Here is a 26,146-nt window from a genome sequence, read left to right on the forward strand (position 1 = left end):
CGTGAAATCGCAGGTCAGGGAGGGGGAGGGAGGGGGTTCTCAAGGTTGTGCGGGTCGACCGACAGCGTTGTCAGGGTGACGCTACGGCGATGGGGGCGGGGCTCGTGCCCGAGGCGGGGCTCGTGCCCGAGGCGGGGCTCGTGCCCGAGGCTGACACCGGGGTCGAGGCTGAGGCCGATTCACCGGCGCCGGACTCGCCGCGCCGCTGCTCGGCCTCCCGCTCGATGCCCTGCGCGGCCGGTGACGGCGCGCTGCGGTCGGCTTGCGTGCCCCAGCGGCCGGTTTCTCCGTCACCGTCGGCCTTCTGGGACATACCGACGACACCGTCCGCGCTCTTCGCTTCCTTCGTCTCCTTCACCTCCTTCACCTTCTTCGCTTCCTTCGCCTCCTTTGTTTCCTTCACCTCCTTCTTGTCCTCTTTCTCCTTCTCCTCCTTCTTCTCTTTCTCTTCTTTCGTCTCTTTCGTCTCTTTCGTCTCCTCCTGCTCCGCGCTGCTGTCTCCGGACGGGGTGTCGCTGTCCGGGACGGTGTCCGCCGCGGGGGCGGACGGGGCGGTGGAGGGCCCGCTGCCCGGCTGGGGGTCGGCGTCGGGGTCGCCGGGCGTCGGGGAGGGCGTGGGCGGCGGGGTGCCGGTGGGTGGTTGGGCCGGGACGGTGGCGGCGGGGCCCGGGTCGACCTTGTCGTCGAACGGCGTCGGCAGCACTCCGGTTCCGGCGGCGGCGGTGATGCCGCCGATCATCACGACGGCCAGCGCGGCGGCCAGGCCGAGCCGCAGCTGACGGCCCCGGCGCGGCACCGGATCGCAATCCCCGCGGGCCGCCGTACCGCCCCGGCGCGAACGGCCGCCGATCCGGATGAGCCCGGCGTCGGAGGCGCGCGGGGCGGCGAGATCGCCGGTGAAGGGACAGTCGGCCTCGCCGAGATCGGCGCGCGCTTTGCGGAAGGCGGCCAGCGCCGCGGCCTCGCCGGGGAGTTCGTCGCTGGTCAGAGGGGTGGGCACGGACAGTGAGCCCAGTGCTTGGGCGAGCCGGTCGGCCTGGTCGCGGGCGTCGTCGTCGAGAGCTTCCAGAGGCTCCCCGCGCAGCAGGCGCTCCACCGTTTCGCGGTCCAGCCATCTGAAGTGCTCGTCGGCCATCACATGTCCTTCTGCGTCCGCGATCGCGAATGCGTCACACTCGCGGACGTCACCGCACGATGGTGCGGTTCCCGCTGGGCGGGGAGGGCGTCGAGGGCGGCGGCCGATTCCGGATCGTCGCCGATGAGTTCGGCGAGCCGCTTGAGCCCCCGGTGAGCGGCGGTGCGGACGGCGCCCGCGCGTTTGCCGAGTGTCTCGGCGGCGGTCTTGGCATCGAGTCCCACGACGACCCGCAGGACGACGGCCTCGGCCTGGTCCTGCGGCAGCCGGGCGATGAGGGAGAGGGTGCGGTCGGTGGCGAGGGCCTCGATGGCCTCGCCCGCGGTGTCGGAGTCGGCCGGTCTGCCGGTCAGTTCGGCCTCGTCGCCGCCTATCGCGGGGCGGCGGCCCCGCATACGTATGTGGTCCAGCGCGCGGTTACGGGCTATCCGGGCGGCCCAGCCACGGAACCGGTCGGCGTCCCCGCTGAAGCGTTCCAGATCGCGCGCTATCTGGAGCCATGCCTCGGAGGCCACATCCTCGGCGTCGGGATCGCCGACGAGTGTGCGTATGTATCCGAGCAGCCGCGGGTGCACCGTGCGGTACACAGTCCGGAACGCGGTCTCGTCCCCGTTCTGTGCCGCAAGCACGGAGGCAGTCAGCTCGGCGTCGTCCCCCAGCACACGCGCGCCCTCTCTGCGCCTGGACCCGTGCCGCGCTTGCGGTACGGGTGCTTGCCGTCGTGGTCGGTCGGTGGGTCCCCTGGTCCGTCGCCCCTCTTGGCCTTCGGTGCTCGGCGTTCGGCGCGAATGGCACGTTACGTCTTGAAACCGCTCCCCGTCCATGACCGTAAAAGATGCAACTAACTCGTGACGAGGTGGGGTGTGACAGAAAACGCACCTATGGCGCTGAAGGTAGTACGGGCCGCCGCGCGGCCCGTACCGCGCGACGGCCGGGGCCTCTCCTGTGGGGGGTGGCGGCCTCGGCCGTCTCCGCGGTGTTCACGCCCCGCGGTGTCCACGCCCCGCGGGCTCCCGCGGCCCGGCGTACGCGGAGATACGATCTCCCGTCAGCGGCAGGATGCGTGACGACGACGGCGAAGGTGTGATCTCTGCATGGCGGCCCCCTCCACACCCGGCGAAGCCAGTGCCGCCGGTGCGGCCGAAGCCTCCGGCACCTCCGAAGCCTCCGGCACCTCCGGCGGAGCCCGCACGCCCAAGCCGCGGCGCGATCGCGAGCTGAACCGCCGCAAGCTCCTGGCCGCCGCCCGCGAGGTGTTCGCTGATCGCGGCCTGAAGGCAACCCTGGACGACGTCGCCCGCCAGGCCGGGCTCGGAGTGGGGACGGCCTATCGCCACTTCCCCAACAAGCAGGCCCTGATCGACGAACTCGTCGACGACATGTTTGCGCGGGTCGAGGAGGCCACCCGGGAGGGGGCCGAGGACACCGACGCCTGGCGCGGGCTGACGGTCAGTCTTGAGCGCGTGGCCGAACTACAGGCGCTCGACCGCGGCCTGCGCGAGGTCGTGCTCCAGAGCGACCGGGTGGCGTCGGCGGGGCTGCGGCACCAGGAGCAGATCAGGCGAAACGTCGATTTCGTGGTCGAGCGGGCCAAGGAGCAGGGCGTTCTGCGCGCGGACGCCGAGCCCTGGGACCTGGTCGTGATCCAGCAGATGCTGACCGCGGTGACCGAGCGGAGCGGGGAGCCGGAGCTGTGGCGGCGCTATCTGAGGCTGTTGCTGGACGGGTTGCGAGCAGGGCCCGAGCGCGCGGAACCGCTGCCCGGCGCGGAGTACGGCAAGCGGTTCGACGCGCGGCGAGCGAAGAGGACCGGACCGGCGTCACCGGGCGCTGACGTCCCGGGCCCCTTGGGCGACTGAAGGAAACTCCCCGTGTCCGGCTCCTGACGGCGGCTCCTTCAGCCTTCCGCCCTCACGGCCACGGACCGCACTCACGGCCACGGTCGACCTGATCAACGCGGGCGGAGTCGTCGGCATGCCCGCCTCCGGCCGCACGGCTGTGCGGTCGCACGGCTGTGCGGTCGCACGACCGATCGCCGACACCGCCGCCCCGGCATCCGGGCCCTTGCACGGATACCACCCCGACCGTACGGCTCACCCCGCGTACGGCAGAGGTCGTACGGGCCAGTGACGGTGCCCGGGGGATGTGTGGGTGGGCGGCGGACGACACCTTTGGCAGGTCGAACCCGACGCCATGTGGTGACCCCTCACCTTTCTCCCCGACACATTCCCTTGCGTGCGGACCGGCCGGAATCGCTCGGCGACGGCCCGGCCCGCGAAAGGACAGACCATGCAGCGACCATTGGCCGGCATCGCCGCCGCCCTCCTCCTCGGCGCCACCGCCTGTGGATCCGGCGACTCCGCCGGCTCCGCGCCCGACGGCGACGGCATCACCGAAGTCAACGTCGGAGTCATTCCGATCGTCGACGTGGCCGCCCTCTATCTCGGCGAGCGGGAGGGGATCTACGAGAAGCACGGTCTCGACATCACGATGACCACGGCGCAGGGCGGCTCGGCCATCGTGCCGGGCGTGGTGAGCGGCCAGTTCCAGTTCGGTTTCAGCAACACGACGTCGCTGATGGTCGCGCAGAGCAACGGCGTACAGGTGAAGGCGGTCTCGGGCGGTGTGGCGACCACCGGCGTGGACGGCGAGGACTACGGCGCGCTCGTCGTGAAGGAGGGCGGTTCCCTCAAGTCCGCGAAGGACCTGGAGGGCAGGACGGTTGCCGTCAACACACTCAAGAACATCCTCGACACCTCGGTCCGCGAGTCCGTGCGCAAGGCCGGGGGCGACCCGTCGAAGGTGAAGTTCGTGGAACTGGCCTTCGACCAGATGCCCGCCGCCCTGGAACAGGGCCAGGTGGACGCCGCGATGGCGGTCGAGCCCGCGCTGACCACCATGCTGGACCAGGGGGGTGTGCAGCTCGCGTCACCCTACGTGGACGTGGCCGAGGACCTCACCGTCGCCCTGTACTTCACCTCGCAGGAGTACGCGGAGCGGAACCCCGCGGTGGTGGAGAAGTTCCAGCAGGCCACCGCGGAGGCGCTGGCCTACGCGAACAGCCATCCGGACGAGGTCCGCGACATCGTCTCCACGTACACGGAGATCCCGGCGTCCGTCCTGGCGGAGATGACGCTCCCGAAGTGGCCGGCGGACATCAGCCGGTCCTCGGTGCAGAGGCTGGAGCGACTCGGCGAGCAGGACGGTCTGTTCAAGACCGCCCCCGACCTGGACGAGCTGCTGCCGTGAACCGTCCCCACCTCACCCTCGGGGCGGCTGGGCTCGCGGCCTTCCTCGCCGTCGGCGAGGCCGTGCCACGGCTCGGTCTCGTCAGTACGGACCACTTCCCGCCGCCCAGCAGGATCGCCGGCGCGCTGGGCGGGGAACTCGGCGACGCCGCCTTCTGGTCGGCACTCGGGGACACGCTGACCGGCTGGGTGATCGGCCTGGGGATCGCGTCGGGCGCGGGCATCCTGTGCGGTCTGCTCATCACCCTCGTACCGCTCCTGCGGGACGTGACGGCGTCGACGATCGAGTTCCTGCGCCCCATCCCGTCCGTGGCACTGATCCCGCTGGCGGTGCTGCTGTACGGCTCCGAACTGCGCTCGGTGCTGCTGCTGGTGGTGTACGCGTCGTTCTGGCAGGTGCTCCTCCAGGTGCTGTACGGCGTCCAGGACGTGGACCCCGTCGCCGAGGAGACGGCACGGTCGTACGGGCTCGGGACCTGGGCCCGTATCCGGTACGTCGCCTGGCCGACGGCCCTGCCCTACGTCATGACCGGCATCCGGCTCGCCGCGGCGGTCGCCCTGGTGCTCGCCATCACGGCGGAACTGGTCATCGGGGCACCGGGACTGGGCTCACTGATCGCCGTCGCCCAGGCGTCGCAGGCCGTGCCCGACATGTACGCGCTGATCACGGTGACCGGAATCCTGGGGCTCCTGATCAACCTCGGTGCCCGGACGGTGGAGCGACGGGCCCTGGCCTGGCACCAGTCCGTACGCGGGGAGGCCGTGTCGTGAAGGCCGTGAAGGCGCTGACCCGACATGTGCTGTTCGCGGTGGGCCTGCCGGCGGTGCTGCTGGGACTGTGGTGGGTGGCCTCGGACGGGAGCACCGACCCGTTCTGGCCGCCGCTGCGCACGATCCTGGAGACATTCCCCTCGGTGTGGACCGGCGAGCGCCTGCGCGCCGACCTGGTGCCCAGTGTGCTGCGGCTGACCGGCGGCTATCTGCTCGCGGCCGCCGTGGGCGTGGGCCTGGGCACGCTCATCGGCTCCTACCCCGGGGTGCGGGCCTTCTGCGAGCCCGTGCTGGAGTTTCTGCGGGCCGTGCCGCCCCCGGTGCTGATTCCGGTGATCATGCTGTTCGCGGGCATCGGCGACACCATGAAGATCGTGGTGATCGCGAGCGGCTGCGTCTGGCCGGTCCTGCTCAACACGGTGGAGGGCGTACGGGCGGTCGACCCGGTCATGCTGGATACGGCGCGTTCCTATCACCTCCGCGGTGCCGGGCGGCTGCGCCACCTGGTGCTGCGCTCGGCGAGTCCGCAGATCGTCGCCGGCCTGCGCCAGGCCCTCTCCGTCGGCATCATCCTCATGGTCATCAGCGAGATGTTCGCGGCGAACAACGGCATCGGCTTCACCGTGGTGCAGTTCCAGCGCGGTTTCGCCATCCCCGACATGTGGACCGGGATCCTGCTCCTGGGTCTGCTCGGATTCCTGCTCTCCCTCGCCTTCCGGTTCGCCGAGCGCCGGGTGCTCGGCTGGTACCACGGCCTGCGCGCGTCCACCCGGCGGTCGTGAGTGAACACTGTGAAAGGGCGCACCATGCTCGATGTACATGGCCTGAGGAAGGTCTACCAGGGGTCCGGCCGGCAGGTGGAGGCGGTCCGCGATCTCACCTTCACGGTGCGGGCCGGTGAACTCGTCTGTCTGGTGGGCCCATCGGGCTGCGGCAAGACGACCCTGCTGAAATGCATGGGCGGACTGCTCGAACCGTCCGGGGGACAGGTGCTCCTCGCCGGTGAACCGGTGACCGGGCCACCGCCCGGCATGGCGATCGTCTTCCAGGAGTACGGGCGCAGCCTCTTCCCCTGGATGAAGGTCGGCGACAATGTCGGCCTGCCCCTGAAGCAGAAGGGGATACCGAGGGCGAGGCGCCGGGAGCTGGTCACCGACGCCCTGCGGTCGGTGGGGCTGCCGGACGCCGCCGACGCCTATCCCTGGCAGTTGTCCGGCGGCATGCAGCAGCGCGTGGCGATCGCCCGTGCGCTGGCCTACGAGCCCCGGGTCCTCCTGATGGACGAGCCGTTCGCGGCGGTCGACGCCCAGACCCGGGCCGATCTGGAGGATCTGGTGCGCACCCTGTGGCAGGAGCGCGGGATCACCATCCTGTTCGTCACCCACGACATCGACGAGGCGGTCTACCTCGGCGAGCGGGTGATCGTCCTCTCCGCGTCACCCACCGTCGTACAGGACGAGTTGCGCATCGACCTGCCCGACGAACGCGATCAGCTGCACACCCGTATCGCTCCTCGCTTCACCGAACTGCGGACCCAGGTCTACGAGCAGATCCAGGCGGCGAAGCGAGCCGTCCGGGCGGACCCGTCCAGGACATGGCCCGCAGCAGCCGCACCGGCCGCCGACCGGCATGGTGACCGGGCCGGCTGAGCCCGGTCACCGGTCACCGGCCCCGCCGATCACCGCCGTAGCCGGAGACGAAGTCTCCGTTTTGCCGTAGGGTGACGGCATGAACGACGCCTCGATCCGGGTGGTCCTCGCCGACGATCAAGCTCTGCTGCGCGGCGGATTCCGCATTCTGATCGACACGGCGGACGACCTGGAGGTGGTCGGCGAGGCCGAGACGGGCCGCGAGGCCATCGAGGTCGTCCGCCGCACCACCCCGGATGTGGTGCTGATGGACATCCGCATGCCGGAGCTGGACGGGCTGGCCGCCACCCGGGAGATCGCCTCGGATCCGGCGCTGGACGGCGTCCGCATCGTGATTCTCACGACCTACGAGGTGGACGAGTACATCCTGACGGCCCTGCGGGCGGGGGCCTGCGGCTTTCTGGGGAAGGGGATGCGCCCCGCGGAACTGCCGGAGGCCGTCCGGGTCGCGGCGCGCGGCGAGGCCCTGCTGTCGCCCAAGGCCACCCAGACCTTGATCACGAGGTATCTCGCGCTGCCCGACGGGCCGCCGCCCGCCACGCTCGGGGAACTGGCCGATCTCACCGACCGTGAGCGGGAGATCGTGGCGCTGGTGGCCGAAGGGCTGTCCAATGAGGTGATCGCCGATCACCTGATCATCTCCCGCCAGACCGTCCGCACCCATGTGCACCGCGCCATGGCCAAGCTCGGGGCCCGGAACCGGGCGCAGCTGGTGGTGTTCGCCTATCAGACCGGGCTCGTCCGCCCTGCGTCCGCAGATCGGTGACCAGTAGTCAGTTATTCCGGCCACTCTCCGGTTCAGGGTTCCGTCCGCTGGGCGGGAAGGAACGCGTCCACGCTGAACCGCTCGCGGCCCTCCTCCACGTCGAGGCGACCGCCGACGGACGCCGCCCGTTCACGCAGGCCCAGCAGGCCACGACCGGTGCCCCGGCGTTCCGGGGACGACGCCGGGGAGGACGGCCCCCGGACCACCCCGCGGGTCACCGGGTTGACCACCGTGATCCGGAGCCGGTGTGCGGCGCGGGACAGGCGGACCGTCGCGGTCCGGGGCGTGGCGTACTTGAGCGCGTTCGTCAGTGACTCCTGGATGATGCGGTAGCCGGCCATGCTGACGGCCGGGCTCAGACCGAGGATCTCGCCGCCGTGCTGTACATCGACGGCCAGACCGGCGGCCCGGAAGCCGTCGAGGAGTTCGTCGAGGCGGTCGAGACCGGGCATGGGCTCCGGCGGGCACGGCTCGCCGTCGGGCCGGCGCAGGACGGTCAGCATGGTGCCGAGTTCGGTGAGCGTGGCGCCGCTCGCCGTGATGACGTTCTCGATGGCCGCCTCGGCCGCGTCGGGCTGTCGGCGCAGCAGCTGGGCGGCCACCCCGGCCTGGAAGTTGATCACCGTGATGCTGTGGGCCACGATGTCGTGCAGTTCGCGGGCAAGCCGCAGGCGCTCCTCGGCGACCCGCCGGGACGCCTCCGCCTCCCGGGTCCGCTCAGCACGCGTGGCGCGGTCCTTGATGGCCTGGATGTAGGCGCGGCGACTCCTGACGGCATCACCGATGGCGGTGGCCGCGCCGAGCCAGGCGATCAGGAGGAGGTTGGCCGGGTCGAGGAAATGACGCCCGGTCACCACGAGCGTGACGACCGGGACCACCATCGCGGTGACCGTGCCGACGATCAGCGCGCGGGTGCGCGGGACCGCCACGGCCGCGGAGTACAGGGCCACCAGACAGCACACGATGCCCGGTCCCGGCTCCCCCATCCACAGGAGGGCGACAAGGAAACCGGCGGTTGTCATCGCCAGTGCGGCCAGCGGCAGTCTCCGTCGCACGGTCAGCGGCGCCGCCGAGAACAGGGTGAGCGGCGTCGCGAGCGAAGCCGGGACGCCCTCGCCCAGGAATCCCGGGTGGACGACGGCCGCGCAGACAGCCGCCAGCGACCCGTCGACAAGGAACGGAGTCCCTCCGGCCCGTCTTTTCCCGCGAACCAGCGCGTCCCCACAGTTCACGCCGTTCACCGTACGCGCCACCGCCCCGCCTCGGCCCTACGGCGGCCCACGTAGGCCACGCGGCACGGTACGGCGGACACCGTACGCGCGAGTGACGGCATCCGGGGGACGTGCGAACGGGTTCCCGGACGGCAGTTTGAGCACCCCTGACCCGCGCCCCCGACCCGCACCCCTGACACTCCACCCCAAGAACGGAGATCCAATCTCCGTTTCATGTACAGTAGGCGAACGGAAACGGAGATGCGATCTCCGTTTCTCCGTTTCACTACCGCTGCCCGCGCCGACCCATAGGAGAAACCGTGCTGCCAGCACACGACCAGCCCACCAACCTCGACACCGAACAGCGACGGCAACAGCGACAGGCCCAGCCACGACGCCGGGCGAAGGGCACCGTTCTCACGGCCCTCACCCTGGTCACCGCACTGGCCCTGTCCGCCTGCTCCTCCGACGACTCCTCGGACGACTCGGCCGCCCCGCCCGCCTCGGCGTCACCGTCCTCGTGCCCGACCGCCGAAATGGCCGCACCGCAAGGCGGCGACCTGCCCGAGGGGATGCCGAGCGACATGCCGAGCGACATGCCCGACGGAGCCCAGAGCCTCGGCGAGGCCACCAGCATCAAGGAGACCGACAACAGCACCAGCACGGTCATCGACCCCCAGGGCGCCGCCATCACCTGCGACACCTCTGCGGTCACGACCGTCAACGACCTCACCTACGCCACACCGACCACCGACGGCACCCCGACCGAGCTGAAGCTCGACCTCCAGACGCCCAAGGAGTCCTCCGAGGCCACCCCCCTCGTCGTCTACATCACCGGCGGCGGATGGCAGCGCGCCGAGCGCACCGGCAACCTCGACCAGCGCACCTACGTGACCAACCAGGGCTACGCCGTCGCCAGCATCCAGTACCGCACCACCGTCGACGGCGCCACCTACGCGGACGCCCTGACGGACGTGAAGTCCGCGATCCGCTACCTGCGCGCCAACGCCGACACCTACAACATCGACACCGACCATGTCTTCGTATGGGGCCAGTCGGCCGGCGGCTACCTCGCCTCCATGACCGGCGTCACCAACGGCGACGACACCTATGACGCCGGGGACAATCTCGACCAGAGCAGCGACGTCCAGGGGGTCATCGACGAGTTCGGTCCGGCCAACCTCTCGACGATCGCGGACGACTACGACCAGGCCGCCAAGGACACCAACTACGCGGCCGGCAACGCCGCCGCCCAATGGGTCTACGGTCCCGGCACCACCGAGTCGACCGAGGACTACACCGGTGAGGTCGCCGCCGCCGACCCCGCGACCCACATCTCGTCCGCCACGGCGCCCTTCCTCCTCATGCACGGCAGCGCCGACCCGCTCGTCTCGCCCAGCCAGACGCTGAACCTCTTCAACTCCCTCACGGAAGAGGGCATCGACGCCGAGCGAGTGGTCCTCACCGGAGCGGGCCACGGCGACATGACCTTCGGCCCCGCCGCCACAGCGTCCGAGGGCGGCGAGAGCGTCCTGCCCTGGTCCACCGAGGAGACCATGAGCCACATCACAGGCTTCCTCGCCACCCACACCGGCTGAGCCACCGCCCGTACCGCTAACGCCCCGCCGTGGCGTCCCGGCACAGCAACCGCAGCGACCCGTCCTCGGTGAAACATCGCCGCGCCTCGTCGATCGGGTCCCACAACCGCCCGTCCGGCGTACGGACCCAGTGGTCACCGCCGCTCGCCCACCACTCGCCGCCGGTCTGCCGCACGATCACCTCACCCGCGTACGCGCCTAACCCGCGCAGCACCTGTTCGGCGGCGGCGTACGGGGTGCCCTCCCGGCGCAGTTCGGCGATCAGCCGGTCCGCGCGCCACAGGGACTGTGCGGTGTAGTCGAGGCGCAGCCGGGCGCCCTCGCGCAGCGTGGACACGACGTCGGCGGCCCACCGCACGGGCTTGGCCGCGGCGGAGGGCCGGGGGGAGGCGGCACCGGTACCGCTGTCGGTCTCACTCGAACTCGAACTTGAACTCGAACTGGAACTGGAACTCGTCACATTCACAAGAGCGCTGCGGCCAGGCATTTCGTCACAGCGATCATGGGGCGGGGACCGTAGGGCCCGGGCCTTACGCGTGCCGGGCCCGGCGGGAAACCGCCGCGCGCAGCACCCGCCGTCCCTCCGTGGACACCTCCAGCGCCCGGCGCAGTCCGCCGCCGCCGTGCTGGGAGAGCAGTTCCAGGACGGTGATCTGGCGGCGCAGTTCGGCGGCGACGAGCGGTGACATGACCTCCGTACGGCCCCCGCGGCGGGCGTCGGCCGATGCGCTGCCGTCCCCGGCGGCATCGAGGAGGCGATGGATCCGCAGGGCGGCCACCGAGCAGCCGTCGGCCCAGATCCGGGCGGGGGCGGCGGAGCGTACGGCGGGAGCGGCGGCCAGCATCCGCCGTACCAGGAGCACGGCCTCGTCCACCGTCCCGTCGGCACCCACCCCAGCGGGGTCCGCCACCCCGAGACGCTCACGCGCGATATCCACCAGCCCGCGCCACGCGCCCGCGTCGCCGTCGTCGGCGAGGTTGGACCACAGCGGCCGCAGCACCTCGTCGTCAGCGCCGCCGAGCAGCGGTACGCAGCGATCCAGACAGGCCAGACCGCTGACGGCCAGTCCGCGCTCGTCGGCCTGGGCGATCAGTTCCACAAGGCTCATCCACGCCTCCGGGTCCGGGGCACCGTCCTCACGGAACCCGCACGTCCCCTACTGCGTGCGACCGGCGAGGAGTGTCACAGCGGCCGGTGACGGCATCCGGTCTACGGGGCGTACGGGGCGTACGGGGTGTACGGGACGACGCCCAGCCGGTCCAGCAGCCGGAAGAACAGCGCCTCGGCCAGCGGCTCGGCATCGGAGGCATGAGATGCGTCAGATGCCTCGGAGGCACCGGAGGCATCAGCACCTCCCGCAACACCCCCGCCCGCACCCCTCCCGTCCCCGGCCCCCGCGATGAACACCTCGACCAGATCCCGCGCCCCCACCGTGTGCCCGGCCTCCGCCGCCCAGGCGACCGCCCGCTCGGCGGCGTCACGCGGCTCCAGGAAGTAGTCCTCCAGGGTGAGCCCCTCCGACTCGGCGCCGAGATACCCGGCCATCGCGGCCCGCACCAGACAGCTGCTCCACGCCCCGCTCTCCGGCGCCGCCGCCTCCACCACCACACACGCGCTGTCCATGACGTACCCGAAGAGGGCGGGCGCCCCGCTCTCCAGCGCGAGCGCGTTCATGCTGCCGATCTCGCCGTCCCCGCCCGGGTACTCCCACACCTGCCAGCCGCCGGGCGCCGACCGGTACGGCCGAAGCTCCGAAACCCCCGCCAGCGCCGCGTACTCCCCGAGCGGTCGCTCGCCGCGCCCCACGACGAAGTACCCCCAGTAGCCCATCTCCGGTTCCCCCCGGTCTCGGCCCCGCACACCCGCACGGAACACCGCACAACGGTCGTACGGAATACATCACAGCCGCACACGGCTCCGCAGCCGGATCCGCCAATCCCCGCCCGATCGAACACTCGCGACCCCTCCCCTCCCCACCCCTCCCCGCCCCTCAGCCCAGCCGGTCGGCCAGGGTCCGGAACTCCTGCCAGGTGAGGTCCGGCCGGTCGGGGTCCCACAGTTTCTGGACGGTGGCCCGCAGCGGCATCCGGATACCGGCGGCGACCTGGTCCTGGGTCTGGGCACCCGCGATGTCGCACCACACCGCGAAGGAGCCGCCGAGTATCTGGTCCTCGTAGCGGGCGGCGACGGCACCGGTGCCGCGCAGCACCCGGGGGGTCCACTGCTCGTAGATCCGCTGCCCGGTCGGGTAGACGAAGGTCTGCGGTTCGCCGAGCACGTAGTAGAGGAACTCGTCGTTGTAGTTGAGCACGTCCCGGCCGGTGCGCAGGTACTCCACGGGCTCCCGGGCGCCGATCTCCTTGCCGGTCCAGTACGCGGCGACGATGTCGTCGTCCGGGGTCACCGACGTACCGGCGTAGAAGCCGTCGTTCCAGGCGCGGGGGGTGCGGTCGTGGGTGCGGACGGTGGCGGCGCGGTCGTTCAGCCAGCCGGTGGCGAGATCGGCGACGGTCCCGCCGGGCCCGTACTCGGCTCGCGCGGCGGTCGCCAGGCCCGGGTAGGACGCCTCGGGGTCGGACACGGTCAGCGCCCGGTACTCGTCACCCCCCAGATGCCACTGCCCGCCCGGGAACAGCCCGGCGTACTCGTCGAGCAGTTCGTCGATGAGGACCACCGCGTCCGGATTGGCGATGTCCACCGCGCCCGTCGCCGCCACCCCGCTCGCGTTGCGCAGTTGCAGATCGGGATGGGCCGCCAGCACCGCGCCGAGATGCCCCGGCGAGTCGATCTCCGGTACGACGGTGATGTGCCGGCTCTCCGCCAGCGCGACGATCTCACGCACTTGTGCCGTGGTCAGATGGTCCTTGGACACGATCTCCGGGTGGGTGTCCGACGCGATCCTGAAGCCCTGGTCGTCGGAGAAGTGCAGGCCCAGTTCATTGAACTTCAGATCGCCGAGTTCCCGTATCCGGTCCTCGATCCAGTCCGCGGTGAACGGCTTGCGCGCGATGTCCAGCATGAACCCGCGCCGAGGCTTGGCCGGCTCGTCCCGCACGACGCCCTCCGGCGCCGTACCACCGCCCGCCACCTCCTGCTTCAGCGTCCGCGTCCCGTAGAACACGCCCGCCTCCCCCGGCCCGCTGATCACCACCCGTCCCCCGCCCACGGTCATCGCGTACGACTCCGGGTTCGCCCCCTCCTCGCCGCCGAGCGCCAGCCGTACGTCCCCGGCGCGCACATCCGTCCGCTCCCCGGCGTACGTCAGTCCCAGCTCACCGGCGAGCAACTGTCCCTCGTCGGCCAGCGCGGCATCGTCGACCACGACGCGGTAGCCGCTCGCGGGCTGCCAGCCGGGCCCGCGGGCCGCGGTGTGGGAGCGCACGGCGGGTATGGTCCGCGGCGCCTGGGACAGCGCGTAGGTGCGCGACGGGGTGGGACTCGGGCTGGGGCTGGGCTCCGCGCTGGGGGTGACCTGGGCGGACGCGCCCGTACCGGCCGGGTGGTCGTCGCCCCCGGTGGCCCACAGTCCGACGCCGACGCCGAGGACGACCACGGCAGCCGCGATCAGCAGCGCCCTGCGCCGCACGATCCGCTCCGTCTCCGCCGGTTCCCGGCTCTGCTGCTCGCCCACACCGTCAACGTAATGCCGACCGGTCCCCCGTACGTTCTGAAACTCTTCCGTCCGAGTGAAATTCGGATAACCGTCGGACGCCGGATGACCACTCTCGATAGCGTGACGGCACCTCTTTCCCCCGCCCGTCCCGCCCCATCCCTCTGCCGACATACGACGTGACACGCCTCCTTCCCGAGCAGACCCGCCCCGCGCCGGCCACGCCCGCCACGCCGACCGCGCTCCAGCGCTTCAACAGCGCACCGGCCCCCGAGGCGCGCCGCACCCTGCTGACCTGCCTGCGCAGCCCGCGCTGGGCCGAGCGGATCACCGCCCACCGCCCCTACCCCGACCTGGACTCCCTGCGCGCCGCGTCGGACGAGGCCGCCTACGACCTGACCTGGCCCGAACTGGCGGAGGCCCTGACAGGCGAGTCCCTCCCGCCCCTGCCGGACGACACCTACTCCGCCGCCCACACCGCCCTGGACGCGGCCCACGCCGCGTACGCCTCCCGCTTCGGCCATGTGTTCGTCATATGCCTGGACGACGTCCCCCCGAACGAATCCCTGAATCACACCCTCACCGCCCTCCGATCACGTTTGACGAACGATGAGGAGGACGAACGAACAGCGACAGCAGAGGAACTCCGACGACTGGCCAGGGGACGGCTGACCCGCGTTCTTTAGGGGCGCGGGGAACTGCGCGACCAGCCACCACGGCGCCGCACCCGGCAAATCACAACAACCCCACCCCTAGTAGCCGCAATCCCCCATCCGCGTGCCACTTTGATCACACAGCCACACCCCCGCTAAGCGGCAAGCGCAACCGTGGATACCATGCGGGGGGCCGGTGGACCGTACCCGGCCGGGCCCGACCGACAGCACAAGCCGGCGCGGCTCCAACCCCCGCTCCCGGAGGACTTCCGTGCCGGCTGGAACGCTGTACCGCGGCCGGGAAGGAATGTGGTCATGGGTGGCTCATCGAGTCACCGGCGTCCTCATCTTCTTCTTCCTGTTCGTACACGTGCTGGACACCGCTCTCGTACGTGTCTCCCCCGAGGCCTACGACGACGTCGTGGCCACGTACAAGACGCCGATCGTCGCCGTGCTGGAGTACGGCCTCGTCGCCGCCATCCTCTTCCACGCGCTCAACGGCCTGCGTGTCATCGCCGTCGACTTCTGGTCCCAGGGCGCGCGCTATCAGAAGCAGCTGCTCTGGACGGTCGTGGGCATCTGGGTGGTGCTGATGCTCGGGGCGATCTACCCCGTCCTCGGCCACGCCGCTCGTGAAGTGTTCGGGAGCTGACGCGCATGTCCACGACTGAGAACCTCGCCTCCGGGATCGGTCCCGTCGAGAGCGCGCCCGTCTACACGGTCGACAACCCCGCGCCGCTCATCGAGCCGCCGCGGCAGCGCACCAGGAAGACCCCGCGTTCCACGCGCGGCAACTTCGAAATGGCCGCCTGGCTGTTCATGCGGCTGTCCGGTGTCGTGCTGGTCGTCCTGGTCATCGGCCATCTGCTGATCCAGCTGGTGCTGGACGGCGGTGTCTCCAAGATCGGCTTCGCCTTCGTGGCGGGCCGCTGGGCGTCCCCGTTCTGGCAGGTCTGGGACCTGCTGATGCTGTGGCTCGCGATGCTGCACGGCACCAACGGTCTGCGCGTGATCATCAACGACTACGCGGAGCGCGCCGGCACACGGCTGTGGCTCAAGGGCCTGCTGTACACCGCCACGGTGTTCACCATCCTGCTGGGCACGCTGGTGATCTTCACCTTCGACCCGAACATCCGCTAGGCACGGGGTTACGAGACTCATGAAGATCCACAAGTACGACACCGTCATCGTCGGCGCCGGTGGCGCGGGCATGCGCGCCGCCATCGAGTCGACCAAGCGCAGCCGCACCGCCGTGCTGACCAAGCTCTACCCCACCCGCTCCCACACGGGCGCCGCGCAGGGCGGCATGGCCGCCGCGCTGGCCAATGTGGAGGAGGACAATTGGGAGTGGCACACCTTCGACACGGTCAAGGGCGGTGACTACCTGGTCGACCAGGACGCCGCCGAGATCCTGGCGAAGGAGGCCATCGACTCGGTCCTCGACCTGGAGAAGATGGGCCTGCCGTTCAACCGCACCCCGAACGGCACCATCGACCAGCGCCGCTTCGGCGGGCACTCCCGCAACCACGGCGAGGCACCGGTACGCCGCTCCTGCTACGCGGCCGACCGCACCGGCCACATGATCCTCCAGACGCTGTACCAGAACTGTGTGAAGGAGGGCGTGGAGTTCTTCAACGAGTTCTACGTCCTGGACCAGCTGATCACCGAGGTCGACGGCGTCCAGCGGTCGGCGGGCGTGGTGGCCTACGAACTGGCCACCGGCGAGATCCATGTCTTCCAGGCGAAGGCCGTGATCTACGCGTCCGGCGGCTGCGGCAAGTTCTTCAAGGTGACGTCGAACGCGCACACGCTGACCGGCGACGGCCAGGCGGCCGTGTACCGGCGCGGGCTGCCGCTGGAGGACATGGAGTTCTTCCAGTTCCACCCGACCGGCATCTGGCGCATGGGCATCCTGCTGACGGAGGGCGCCCGCGGTGAGGGCGGCATCCTGCGCAACAAGGACGGCGAGCGCTTCATGGAGAAGTACGCGCCGGTCATGAAGGACCTGGCGTCCCGTGACGTCGTCTCGCGGTCCATCTACACGGAGATCCGCGAGGGGCGCGGCTGCGGTCCCGAGGGCGACCACGTCTACCTCGACCTCACGCACCTGCCGCCGGAGCAGCTGGACGCCAAGCTGCCCGACATCACCGAGTTCGCGCGGACCTACCTGGGCATCGAGCCGTACACCGACCCGATCCCGATCCAGCCCACCGCGCACTACGCGATGGGCGGCATCCCGACCAATGTCGAGGGCGAGGTGCTGTCCGACAACACCACCGTCGTCCCCGGTCTGTACGCGGCCGGTGAGGTCGCCTGTGTGTCGGTGCACGGCGCCAACCGGCTGGGCACCAACTCCCTGCTCGACATCAACGTGTTCGGGCGCCGGGCCGGGATCGCGGCGGCGGAGTACAGCCAGCGGGCCGACTACGTGGAGCTGCCGGAGAACCCGGAGTCGGTCGTGGTCGCGCAGATCGAGCGGCTGCGCACCTCCACCGGCACCGAGCGGGTCGCGGAACTGCGCCGTGAACTCCAGGAGACGATGGACGCCAACGTCATGGTGTTCCGCACCGAGCAGACCATCAAGACGGCGGTCGAGAAGATCGCGGAGCTGCGCGAGCGCTACCGCAATGTCTCGATCCAGGACAAGGGCAAGCGGTTCAACACGGACCTGCTGGAGGCCATCGAGCTGGGCAACCTGCTGGACCTGGCCGAGGTCATGGCGGTCTCGGCACTGGCCCGCAAGGAGTCGCGCGGCGGTCACTACCGCGAGGACTACCCCAACCGCGACGACATCAACTTCATGCGCCACACCATGGCGTACCGCGAGGTGGGCGCCGACGGAACCGAGTCGATCCGTCTCGATTACAAGCCGGTCGTCCAGACCCGCTACCAGCCGATGGAGCGTAAGTACTGATGGCAACCCCCGTTCTGGACAAGGTGGAGGCGGAGGCCGCGGCGTCGCCGTACATCACGGTCACCTTCCGCGTCCGCCGGTTCAACCCCGAGATCTCGGCCGAGGCGACCTGGGAAGACTTCCAGCTGGAGATCGACCCCAAGGAACGCGTCCTCGACGGTCTGCACAAGATCAAGTGGGACATCGACGGCACGCTGACCTTCCGCCGCTCCTGTGCGCACGGCATCTGCGGCTCGGACGCCATGCGGATCAACGGCAAGAACCGGCTGGCCTGCAAGACGCTGATCAAGGACCTCAGCCCGGACAAGCCGATCACGGTCGAGCCCATCAAGGGCCTGACGGTCCTGAAGGACCTGGTCGTGGACATGGAGCCGTTCTTCCAGGCGTACCGGGACGTGATGCCGTTCCTGATCACCAAGGAGACCAACGAGCCGACCCGCGAGCGCTACCAGTCCGCCGCGGACCGTGAGCGGTTCGACGACACCACGAAGTGCATCCTGTGCGCGGCCTGCACCTCCTCGTGCCCGGTGTTCTGGAACGACGGCCAGTACTTCGGCCCGGCCGCCATCGTCAACGCCCACCGCTTCATCTTCGACTCGCGTGACGAGGCGGGCGAGCAGCGCCTGGAGATCCTCAACGACCGCGACGGCGTGTGGCGCTGCCGCACCACCTTCAACTGCACGGACGCCTGCCCGCGCGGCATCGAGGTGACGAAGGCGATCGCCGAGGTGAAGAAGGCGCTGATCACCCGGCGGTTCTGACCGTCGCACCGGCCTTTTTCCGAGGGTCCTGCTCCCCGCCGTCGTGAGGGTTCTGTTCCCCCGCTGTCCTGGGGGAGCAGGACCCTTCGGCATGTCCGCCGTCGCTACAGCTGGCTCAGGATCGTCGGGTCGGTGATCTCCGTGTCCGCCGCCAGCATCATCGCCTTGCTGAGGATCACCGCGAGCATCCGGTCGCCCTCGTACGGCAGATAGCCGGCCTGCGCCCCGGCGGTGCCGCCGCCGGACTTCGGGACGATGCACAGGTACTGGTCGTGCGGTGTCATCAGGATGTTGCCCGAGCCGAGGTGGATCTTGTACGTGTGGCGCTCGCCCTCGACATGCAGAAAGCGGCCCTCCAGCCGGCAGCGGCCGGCTATCGCGAGCCGGGGTATCAGCCGCTCCAGGAGGATCCGGCGGGTCTGCGCGCTCTGGCTGAGTTCACCGAAGCCGTACGACGTCCAGTACTCGCGGTAGCGGCCCTCGGGTCCGCCGTCCTGCCAGGTCGGGTCATTGCCGACGCTGGCGACGCCGACGAACAGGTCGACGTCCCGCAGGACTTCCGACAGCACCAGGGGCGGGATCCCGGACAGGGGCAGGGCCTCGACGGGATCGGCGCCGTCGCCCAGCCACATCCCGTACTCGCCGCCGCAGCAGTGCGCCCAGTTCCCCGGCGCGTCGATCGGGTAGAAGCGGACCTGGTCGGTGCGCAGCCGCAGGAAGCTGCCGGACTCGGTGGTGTCGACGCCGTACTCCCGGCCGTCGCCCTCGATCCAGTACTCCGCGCGCAGTCCCCATTCCGGCAGTTCCCGGACGGCGGGCGGGGCCTGGTCGTCGACGCACAGCCGCAGCTTGTTGCTCCAGCCCCGGACGGCGGCCAGGGAGTGGAACTGGTGCTGGCGCAGGATGTGCGCGGCGAACCGGTTGGAGTAGGTGCCGGTGGCGCGCTCGGCGTCGGTGAGGAGGTAGACCTCGCGGTGGGCCTGCTTGAACGGCTGGGTGATGCCGTGCCGCTCCAGCCAGTCGCGCCAGGCGACGATCCGCGCCGGTTCATGGTCGACCGGGTGCCATACGGTCACCTCGCGGCCCTCGGTCACCGGGGTGCCGGCGAGGGTGCGCAGCTCGCCGTCGGCGAATCCGACGGTCGTGTTCCCGTCGATGGTCCAGAGCAGGCGCCGGGCCAGGGTGCCGACCAGGGGGTGGTCCAGGTAGCGCTCGCGCCAGGCGGCGTACGGCCAGCTGCGGCGGGCCAGGAACTGGCGGTCCAGGCGCTCGCTCTGCGCCGAGAGCATCTTGTCGATGTCCTTGACCGCCGCCTTCAGCTCCTTCAGCTCGTCGGCGTGGTCGCGGCGGACGGCGGCGGGGACGCCCTTGACGGTCTTACCGGATGCGTTGGACCAGGTCAGGGTGGCCTTGGCACCGTGCACCGCGAGGACGGCGGTGGCCTCGCCCAGCCGGTGTTCGGCGCGGCCGACGTCGGTCAGGCCGTAGGCCGGGACGGCGAGTTCCTCGATCTCCTCGCGGCTGAGGCCGAGCGCCTGCGCGCGGGTGTCCAACGCGGCGTCCACCAGCTTGAGGGTGCCCTTGTAGGTGACGCGGGTGGCGAGTCGGGCCAGCTCGGCGAGGGCCGCCTCGTGCTCGATCCGGGCGAGGGCGTTGACGGCGGCGTTGGCGACCTTGGGGTTGACGGGGCCGACGCCGGGGACCCGGCGGAGGGAGATCTCCACGAGGGCGCCCAGGGTGCGGGCGGTGAGGGGGGCGTGGGAGGTATCAGTGGCGTCGGCTGCGCCCTCGGTCGGCAGGAACGACACCAGCCAGATCAGCCCCCGCAGCGCGGTCGCGTTGTACGGGTCGAAGGTGGCGGCGGGGTCGTTCCCGTACTGCCCCGGTTGCAGGGGCGCCGTGCGGGGACGGCCCATCAGGGACAGCCAGTCCAGCAGCCGTGCGCGCGCCTCGTCCGCGCCCACGGCGTCGATCAGTGTCCGCCCCGCGCGCTCCCACTTGGTGGAGGGGCGGGCGGAGTGCGCGGTGATGGCGTGGGCGAGCAGCCGCCGCCAGTTTTCGCCCTTGCCCTCCTTAGCCGCCTTATCCGCCTTGTCTGACGCCGCGAGTTCCTCCAGGTCCGCCAGGGCCCGGTCCGCCCATGCCTCGCCGGGGTTGAGCACCGGGGCGGTCGGGGCGATGCGCTCCACCAGGGGGGCCAGCTCCGCGCCGCCGTACCACATCGTCAGCTGTGAGCGGCGGATCAGGGCGACGAACAGGCCCGGCAGCGCGCGTCCCTCGTCCAGCTCGGCCTCGGCGAGCAGGATCAGATCGGCGGTGTCGTAGCTCATCTCCTGCACGGCGGCCAGCGCCATGAGGGCCTCGCGGGTGTCCCGGGACGACTCGCTCACCAGGTCCGTGATGTCGAGGTTGGCGAACAGGATCGCGATGCGGCGCGGGTCGGACGAACCCCGCTCCGCCTCCTGGTAGCGGGCGGCGAGGCGGCGCACGAGTCCGCCCCGGAAGGACCGGTCGCTCCAGCGGACGGCGTCGATGACCTGACGGGCCGTCCTCCAGTCGTCCGCGATCACCTCGGCGAGGGCGAGCAGCTCGGGCACCAGCCCGTCGAGCTGCCCGTCGGCGATCAGCTTCAGGCTGGGGGCGGCCTCGTCGGCGTACCGCTCGGGTGTGCCGGTCATCAGCCACCCACCAGGGCGACGAGCTTCAGGAAGGTGACCTCGGTGCCGAGCGCCAGGTCGATCTCCTCGTCCGGGTCGGTGACCTGGCGGTCCCCCACCAGCACCAGGAACCCATTGCCCGCGAACGCCGTCAGCGCCAGCTCCGACTGGGCCTCGGGGTCTATCCGGCGGGGTGTGCGCAGCGCGTAGCCGTTGATCACGCGCTCGGTGTCCGTGGGCTGCACCAGGCCCCGGAACACCGCGGGCGTCCGCGCGTTGAACTCGGCCACCTCCTGGAACACCCGGCGCCGGATCAGCTCACGCACGGTGAGCCGCTCCTCGGCGATCTCCAGTCCCCAGGACGCCGAGCGGTCCCCTGTCGTCGTCTCGTCGACGAACGTCACCATTCCCATGCCGACGACAGTACGGGCCACCACTGACAATGCCGGGCTGCGGCCGATCATCGGCCTACTCTGACGGTATGTCAGACAACCAGTCGTACGAACTGCTCGGCTTCGACAACGTCCTGCTCCCCGTCGGGGACCTCGGCGAGGCGGTGGCCTTCTACGAACGCGCCGGATTCGCGGTCGGGTTCCGCTTCGACGAGGCCGGGATCGCGCTGCTCAAGGTCGGCGCCGAGGCGCCCGGCATCCTGCTGCGGCACGAGGAGGGGGTGGGGCACCGGCCACCACCGTGGCCGTCGGCGCGGGTGTGGCTGGAGGTGCCGGACGCCCGCGCCGCCGCCGAACGGCTCGCGGGGGCGGGCATCGCCCCGCTCGACCCGCCGTTCCCGGTGGCCACCGGCTGGACGGTCGAGATCGGCGACCCGTGGGGGAACGTGCTCGGCTTCACCGACTACTCCAAGCGGCCCGGGCTGGGGCGTACGGCGTCGGCCCACGCGGCGGCGTCCTGAGCCCTCGGTGAGCGGACCGCGCCGGTGACGGCCACCCGACTCCGGTCTACGACCGGCCCGCTTCCGGGTGCTCCGTCCGCTGGTCAGAGAGGTGCATGAGCTGTTCACGGACTTCTTGCCGGGGATGACGAAGGCGGGGGGAACCCGTTCGGGTGAACGGCCCCGGAACGGGACAGAGGGCTTGCCGCCTGTCTACGATGATGCTCTCGATACCAGCCCACAGGAGGCACGCGATGTCCGCAGCATCCATCGAGCGGCCCCACGGAGACCGTCCGCTGACCGCCGAGGCCAACCGCCTCATGGACCGCCTTCCGGGGTACCGCGTCGAGATCATCGGAGGCAAGCTCCTCGTGACCCCGCCACCGGACGGCGCGCACGCCCGCGCCCTGACCAAGCTCATGCGTCCCTTCATCGCAGCAGGTCTGGACGACAACGAGACGAACGTGTTGCAGGGAATCGGCCTGTGGCTTCCCACCGGCACCGAGGACTACGCCATCCCCGATCTCGTCGTGGTCGACTCAGACTTCGAGGACCACTTCGCCGAGAACAACAGCTACGACCCCGTCTGCTTCCGTCTGGTCCTGGAGGTCACCTCCAGCAACTACCGGAGCGACCTGCGCGACAAGGTGAAGGCGTACGCCCTCTCCAAGATCCCGGTCTACGTCATCCTCGACCGCAAACACCAGCGCCTGCACGTCCTGACCAACCCGACCGGCGACGACTACGAGAGCCACCGCCCGTACTCCCCCGGCGAGATGGCCACCCTGCCCGGCTCCATCGGCGCTGACATCACACTCGACGTCGACGCCCTCCTCAAAGCCGGTCAGTCCCGCGCCCGTTGACCACGCCCGGTCAGATCCAGTCGAGCCGCCACAGCCGGAACACCCCGGTGCCGTCCACCAGGTCCTGCCCGCCGGCCACCGCCTCGTCGGTCACCACGTACTCCTTGCGCTGCCACAGCGGGATCACCGGTACGTCACCGGCGACGGCGTCCTGGAGGTCGCTGAAGGCGTCGGCGGCGCGGGCCCGGTCGGCGTACTGCTGGCCCTCCTTGATCAGCCGGTCCACGGTCTCGCTGCTGTAGCCGGTGTTCATCGAGGAGCCCGTGCCGACGAGCGGGGCGCCGAAGGTGTCCGGATCGGGATAGTCGGCCACCCAGCCGACGGCGTACGCGTCGAGTTCACCGGCGGCCCAGCGCTCCTGGAACTCGCTCCACTCGTACCCCTTGACCGTCACCTCGAAGAGCCCGTCGGCCTCCAGCTGCCGTTTCAGCTCGGCGGCCTCCTCGGCGGCGGCGCCCCGTCCCTGGCCGTAGGAGAGGGTGAAGCGGACGGGGAGGGAGACGCCCGCCTCGGTGAGCAGTTCCCGGGCCTTGTCGGCGTCCTGGGCGGGGTACTGGTCGAAGAAGGACGTGGTGTGGCCGGTGATCCCGGCCGGGATCAGCGAGTACAGCGCGTCGACCGTGCCCTGGTACACGTCGGCCGCCAGCTTCTCCCGGTTGATCAGCCAGGCGAGCGCCTGCCGCACCTGTACGTCGCCCAGCGGCGCGTCCTCGCGGGTGTTGAGGTACAGATTGCGGGTCTCGGAGCTGTCCGCCTCGGAGACCCGCTGGTCGGGATCGCTGGCGGAGAGCCCGGCGAGGGTCTCCGGGGGCAGCTGGCGGGTGGCGACCTGGACCTGCCGGGCCTGGTAGGCGCGTTCCAGGGCGGCGGAGTCGGTGTAGTAGCGCAGCTCGATGGGGCGGCCGGAGCCGTCCACCGCGCCCCGGTAGCCGGTGTTCGGCGTGAGGACCGCGCTCTTGTCCTTCGTGTACGACGTCAGCAGATAGGGCCCGGTGCCGTCGGCGCCGGGTTCGGTGCGCAGGGCGTTCGCCGGGTACGTGGTGGAGTCGACGATGGCGGCCGCGCCGGTGGCCAGCCGGTACGGGAAGGTGGCGTCGGACGCGGAGAGGCGGAAGGTGACCGTGTTCTCGCGCGTGCTGACCGCCTCCAGCGTGTCGAAGAGGGACGCGGGGCCGACGTCGGAGTTGATCCTCTGCACCCGCTCGATGGAGAACTTCACATCGTCGGCCGTCATCTCCCGGCCGCTCGGGAAGGTCAGGCCCGAGCGCAGCTCACAGCTGTAGGTGCGCAGACCGGAGTCGGTGAAGGCGCAGCTCTCGGCCGCGTCGGGCACGGGCGCGGTGCCGCCGGGGTCGAAGGTCAGCAGTGACTGGAAGACATTGCTGAACAACGCCCAGGACCCGGCGTCGTAGGCGCCGGCCGGGTCGAGCGAGGTGACCGTGTCGGTGGTGCCGACGGTGATCGCCTCGCCGTGGTCGGCCCCCGACGGCACCAGTTGCCAGGCCGCCGCTCCGGCCGCCGCCAGCACCAGTGTCCCCGCGAGTATCCGCATCCGGACGGATCGCACCGCCAGCCCTCCCCAGGCCCCAGCGAAGCCACCTCAGCCGGTGGCTCGGCCACCCAATCACAGCGGTTTCCGGCAGGGGAAGGGCCTTTTGCCGACCATGGGAGAAAGTTGAAGAAGGGCAGGTTACCGGCGTGTTTCGGCCACTCCTGCCGACGGTTCCCCCGGCTTCAGGCTTGCCCGGACGCCAGCTCGATCACCGTGATGTCCGACTCGGCGCCGACGCGGGTCGGCGGGCCCCAGGCGCCCGCGCCCCGGGTCACGTACAACTGCGTGTCGCCGTACTGCTCCAGGCCCGCCACGGTCGGGTTCGCCAGCTCGGCGAGGAAGTTGCCGGGCCAGAGCTGGCCGCCGTGGGTGTGGCCGGAGAGCTGGAGGTCGACGCCATGGTCGACGGCATCATGGATCTGCACCGGCTGATGTGCGAGCAGCACACACGCGCGGTTCCGGTCGCGGTCACCGAGGGCCTGCGCGAAGTCCGGTCCCTGGCCCTCGCTCTCCCCGGCCACGTCGTTGACGCCCGCGAGGTCGAAGTGGGGCAGTTCGGTACGGGCGTTCTCCAGCGGGTTCATGCCCAACCTGCGTACTTCCTCGACCCACTGCTCCGCGCCGGAGAAGTACTCGTGGTTGCCGGTGACGAAGTGCGTGCCGTGGCGTGCCTTGAGCCCGGCGAGCGGGGCGGCGGCCGGGCCGAGGTCCTTGACGTTGCCGTCGACCAGGTCACCGACCACCGCGATCAGGTCGGGCTGGGTGGAGTTGATCGTGTCCACGACCCGCTGGGCGAAGCCCCGGCCCAGCACCGGGCTCAGATGGATGTCGCTGACGACCGCGATCCGGAAGCCGTGCGCCGCGCGCGGGAGCTTGGCGAGCGGCACGGTGACCCGCTTGACACCGGGGCCGTTCAGGACGCTGTACGTGCCGTAGCCGACGGTCCCGACGGCCGCCGCGGCGGCGGCACCGGCCACCACGCGGGAGACGAACAGGCGCCGGGAGGGCGCGGCCACGAGACGCTGGGACGGCGTGTCGCCGGTGTGTCGTGGCGTGTCGCCGGAGTGTCGCAGTGTGTCGCCGGGGTGGCCCTGCGTGTCATCCGTAGGGGCAGGGGGCGCGGGGGGTGTCCCGGCGGGCCGCTCGGCGGGCGTCGCCGTGGCGGGCACCGGCCGGGTCTCGCGCGCGGCGGCGGGCACGGCGGGCTTGCGCCGCTCCAGATACCGGCGCAGCAGCGGCCGTACGACCTCGCCCAGGAGGAGGGCGAGCAGCAGATAGAGCGACAGCGGGAGCCACAAGAAGCCCGGCCAGGCCAGGATCTGCTGGGCCACGAACGGGGCACCGGTGCGCTCGGCGACCAGGGCGCCGATGGCCACGGCCCAGCCGCCCGCTATCAGTAAGACGCCGCCCCGGCGCACCCAGCCGGGACCACTCGTCGTGTCGCGGAACAGGCGGCGCCACAGATACCAGTTCGCCGCCACCAGGATGCCCACGACGGCGAGCATGAAGACGAAGACCACGCTGTTGTTTTCCCTTGCTGTGCGGCGCTTCTGGGGAGGCGCTGGGGTGAGGCGGTTGGTGAGGCGGTTCTCGCTGGGGCCCTGTGGTGAGGCGCTCCCTATGACGTGCGACGCAGTGCCCGCACTCCACGCAACCCGATGCCACCGACGACCGTCCCCCATACGAAGGAGACGATCGCCAGGGTCAGGTGTACCCAGAAGTACGCCGTGGGCCGGCCGTCGTCGAACGCGAGCCCGCTGCCGTCGTTGATCAAATTCTTGACGAAAGTGACCCAGATGATCCAGCTCCACACCCCGAAGGCGAGCAGGAACCAGGAGACGGGGCGGCTCAGTGTCATACCTTCA

Annotated in this window: 25 protein-coding genes and 2 pseudogenes; 15 read left to right on the forward strand and 12 right to left on the reverse strand. The window is 70.7% G+C overall.

Going from position 1 to position 26,146, the window contains the following annotated elements; genetic code table 11:
• Positions 1-70: 70 nt before the first annotated feature.
• Both ACFRFC_RS14915 and ACFRFC_RS14920 read right to left on the reverse strand, forming a co-directional pair.
• Positions 71-1,135 (reverse strand): hypothetical protein, encoded by a 1,065-nt coding sequence (locus ACFRFC_RS14915; RefSeq protein WP_383112620.1) that lies wholly within the window; start codon positions 1,133-1,135, stop codon positions 71-73.
• On the reverse strand, positions 1,135-1,797 hold the full coding sequence (locus ACFRFC_RS14920) for an RNA polymerase sigma factor (RefSeq protein WP_382680504.1): 663 nt from the start codon (positions 1,795-1,797) through the stop codon (positions 1,135-1,137). The genes ACFRFC_RS14915 and ACFRFC_RS14920 overlap by 1 nt, the downstream gene beginning before the upstream one ends.
• 432 nt (positions 1,798-2,229) lie before the next feature.
• Between ACFRFC_RS14920 and ACFRFC_RS14925 the strand changes: the two genes are divergently transcribed.
• The 6 genes from ACFRFC_RS14925 to ACFRFC_RS14950 all read left to right on the forward strand — a co-directional run bounded on the left by ACFRFC_RS14925 (position 2,230) and on the right by ACFRFC_RS14950 (position 7,569).
• Positions 2,230-2,994, forward strand: coding sequence for a TetR/AcrR family transcriptional regulator (locus ACFRFC_RS14925; protein ID WP_382680503.1), 765 nt, complete (start codon positions 2,230-2,232; stop codon positions 2,992-2,994).
• Positions 2,995-3,424: 430 nt separating this feature from the next.
• On the forward strand, positions 3,425-4,384 hold the full coding sequence (locus ACFRFC_RS14930) for an ABC transporter substrate-binding protein (protein WP_382680502.1): 960 nt from the start codon (positions 3,425-3,427) through the stop codon (positions 4,382-4,384).
• On the forward strand, positions 4,381-5,154 hold the full coding sequence (locus ACFRFC_RS14935) for an ABC transporter permease (protein WP_382680501.1): 774 nt from the start codon (positions 4,381-4,383) through the stop codon (positions 5,152-5,154). The genes ACFRFC_RS14930 and ACFRFC_RS14935 overlap by 4 nt, the downstream gene beginning before the upstream one ends.
• A 5-nt stretch (positions 5,155-5,159) precedes the next feature.
• Positions 5,160-5,936, forward strand: coding sequence for an ABC transporter permease (locus ACFRFC_RS14940; RefSeq protein WP_382680627.1), 777 nt, complete (start codon positions 5,160-5,162; stop codon positions 5,934-5,936).
• Between the two features lie 24 nt (positions 5,937-5,960).
• Positions 5,961-6,803: an ABC transporter ATP-binding protein gene (locus ACFRFC_RS14945; RefSeq protein ID WP_382680500.1), complete on the forward strand. Its 843-nt coding sequence runs from the start codon at positions 5,961-5,963 to the stop codon at positions 6,801-6,803.
• Positions 6,804-6,882: 79 nt separating this feature from the next.
• On the forward strand, positions 6,883-7,569 hold the full coding sequence (locus tag ACFRFC_RS14950; protein ID WP_382680499.1) for a response regulator: 687 nt from the start codon (positions 6,883-6,885) through the stop codon (positions 7,567-7,569).
• 32 nt (positions 7,570-7,601) lie between these two features.
• On the opposite strand, the gene ACFRFC_RS14955 is transcribed toward ACFRFC_RS14950, so the two are convergent.
• Complete coding sequence (locus ACFRFC_RS14955) at positions 7,602-8,801, reverse strand: sensor histidine kinase (RefSeq protein WP_382680498.1); 1,200 nt, start codon at positions 8,799-8,801, stop codon at positions 7,602-7,604.
• 299 nt (positions 8,802-9,100) lie between these two features.
• On the opposite strand from ACFRFC_RS14955, the gene ACFRFC_RS14960 reads away from it, so the two are divergent.
• Complete coding sequence (locus ACFRFC_RS14960) at positions 9,101-10,378, forward strand: prolyl oligopeptidase family serine peptidase (RefSeq protein ID WP_382680497.1); 1,278 nt, start codon at positions 9,101-9,103, stop codon at positions 10,376-10,378.
• Between the two features lie 16 nt (positions 10,379-10,394).
• Here ACFRFC_RS14960 and ACFRFC_RS14965 read toward each other — a convergent pair whose 3' ends face one another.
• The 4 genes from ACFRFC_RS14965 to ACFRFC_RS14980 all read right to left on the reverse strand — a co-directional run bounded on the left by ACFRFC_RS14965 (position 10,395) and on the right by ACFRFC_RS14980 (position 13,968).
• Positions 10,395-10,736, reverse strand: coding sequence for a hypothetical protein (locus ACFRFC_RS14965; RefSeq protein WP_382680626.1), 342 nt, complete (start codon positions 10,734-10,736; stop codon positions 10,395-10,397).
• A 172-nt stretch (positions 10,737-10,908) separates the two neighbouring features.
• Complete coding sequence (locus ACFRFC_RS14970; RefSeq protein ID WP_382680496.1) at positions 10,909-11,487, reverse strand: hypothetical protein; 579 nt, start codon at positions 11,485-11,487, stop codon at positions 10,909-10,911.
• A 101-nt stretch (positions 11,488-11,588) separates the two neighbouring features.
• Positions 11,589-12,209: a hypothetical protein gene (locus tag ACFRFC_RS14975; RefSeq protein WP_382680495.1), complete on the reverse strand. Its 621-nt coding sequence runs from the start codon at positions 12,207-12,209 to the stop codon at positions 11,589-11,591.
• Positions 12,210-12,369: 160 nt separating this feature from the next.
• The gene (locus tag ACFRFC_RS14980; protein ID WP_382680625.1) at positions 12,370-13,968 is read right to left on the reverse strand and encodes a glycoside hydrolase family 20 protein; all 1,599 of its coding nucleotides are present in this window, start codon (positions 13,966-13,968) and stop codon (positions 12,370-12,372) included.
• A 200-nt stretch (positions 13,969-14,168) separates the two neighbouring features.
• Here ACFRFC_RS14980 and ACFRFC_RS14985 point away from each other — a divergent pair.
• The 5 genes and pseudogenes from ACFRFC_RS14985 to ACFRFC_RS15005 all read left to right on the forward strand — a co-directional run.
• A pseudogene (locus tag ACFRFC_RS14985) lies at positions 14,169-14,672 on the forward strand (2-oxo-4-hydroxy-4-carboxy-5-ureidoimidazoline decarboxylase); the annotation flags it as partial.
• 241 nt (positions 14,673-14,913) lie between these two features.
• Positions 14,914-15,294 (forward strand): succinate dehydrogenase, cytochrome b556 subunit, encoded by a 381-nt coding sequence (gene sdhC, locus ACFRFC_RS14990; protein ID WP_382680494.1) that lies wholly within the window; start codon positions 14,914-14,916, stop codon positions 15,292-15,294.
• Between the two features lie 5 nt (positions 15,295-15,299).
• Entirely contained in the window at positions 15,300-15,782 is a 483-nt protein-coding gene (locus ACFRFC_RS14995) for a succinate dehydrogenase hydrophobic membrane anchor subunit (protein ID WP_382680493.1), read from the forward strand.
• A 19-nt stretch (positions 15,783-15,801) separates the two neighbouring features.
• Complete coding sequence (gene sdhA, locus ACFRFC_RS15000; protein WP_382680492.1) at positions 15,802-17,556, forward strand: succinate dehydrogenase flavoprotein subunit; 1,755 nt, start codon at positions 15,802-15,804, stop codon at positions 17,554-17,556.
• The gene (locus ACFRFC_RS15005) at positions 17,556-18,317 is read left to right on the forward strand and encodes a succinate dehydrogenase iron-sulfur subunit (RefSeq protein WP_382680491.1); all 762 of its coding nucleotides are present in this window, start codon (positions 17,556-17,558) and stop codon (positions 18,315-18,317) included. The genes sdhA and ACFRFC_RS15005 overlap by 1 nt, the downstream gene beginning before the upstream one ends.
• Before the next feature lie 104 nt (positions 18,318-18,421).
• On the opposite strand, the gene ACFRFC_RS15010 is transcribed toward ACFRFC_RS15005, so the two are convergent.
• Complete coding sequence (locus ACFRFC_RS15010) at positions 18,422-20,995, reverse strand: DUF4132 domain-containing protein (protein WP_382680490.1); 2,574 nt, start codon at positions 20,993-20,995, stop codon at positions 18,422-18,424.
• Complete coding sequence (locus ACFRFC_RS15015; protein WP_382680489.1) at positions 20,995-21,387, reverse strand: hypothetical protein; 393 nt, start codon at positions 21,385-21,387, stop codon at positions 20,995-20,997. Before ACFRFC_RS15015 ends, ACFRFC_RS15010 begins: the two co-directional genes overlap by 1 nt.
• Before the next feature lie 68 nt (positions 21,388-21,455).
• On the opposite strand from ACFRFC_RS15015, the gene ACFRFC_RS15020 reads away from it, so the two are divergent.
• From ACFRFC_RS15020 to ACFRFC_RS15030, 3 genes and pseudogenes are all read left to right on the forward strand, one after another.
• Positions 21,456-21,887 (forward strand): VOC family protein, encoded by a 432-nt coding sequence (locus tag ACFRFC_RS15020; RefSeq protein WP_382680488.1) that lies wholly within the window; start codon positions 21,456-21,458, stop codon positions 21,885-21,887.
• Positions 21,888-21,930: 43 nt separating this feature from the next.
• Positions 21,931-22,020 (forward strand): annotated as a pseudogene (locus ACFRFC_RS15025) (TetR/AcrR family transcriptional regulator); the annotation flags it as partial.
• Between the two features lie 100 nt (positions 22,021-22,120).
• Entirely contained in the window at positions 22,121-22,729 is a 609-nt protein-coding gene (locus ACFRFC_RS15030) for a Uma2 family endonuclease (RefSeq protein ID WP_382680487.1), read from the forward strand.
• A gap of 10 nt (positions 22,730-22,739) precedes the next feature.
• On the opposite strand, the gene ACFRFC_RS15035 is transcribed toward ACFRFC_RS15030, so the two are convergent.
• The 3 genes from ACFRFC_RS15035 to ACFRFC_RS15045 all read right to left on the reverse strand — a co-directional run bounded on the left by ACFRFC_RS15035 (position 22,740) and on the right by ACFRFC_RS15045 (position 26,139).
• A complete protein-coding gene (locus ACFRFC_RS15035) occupies positions 22,740-24,281 on the reverse strand; it encodes an ABC transporter substrate-binding protein (protein ID WP_382680624.1) in 1,542 nt (513 codons plus the stop codon).
• Between the two features lie 182 nt (positions 24,282-24,463).
• A complete protein-coding gene (locus ACFRFC_RS15040; RefSeq protein WP_382680623.1) occupies positions 24,464-25,786 on the reverse strand; it encodes a metallophosphoesterase in 1,323 nt (440 codons plus the stop codon).
• Between the two features lie 113 nt (positions 25,787-25,899).
• A complete protein-coding gene (locus ACFRFC_RS15045; RefSeq protein ID WP_382680486.1) occupies positions 25,900-26,139 on the reverse strand; it encodes an SCO4848 family membrane protein in 240 nt (79 codons plus the stop codon).
• Positions 26,140-26,146 lie beyond the last annotated feature (7 nt).

Origin of the sequence: Streptomyces sp. NPDC056734 (assembly GCF_042790455.1) — a bacterium.
Taxonomy (GTDB): Bacteria; Actinomycetota; Actinomycetes; order Streptomycetales; family Streptomycetaceae; genus Streptomyces.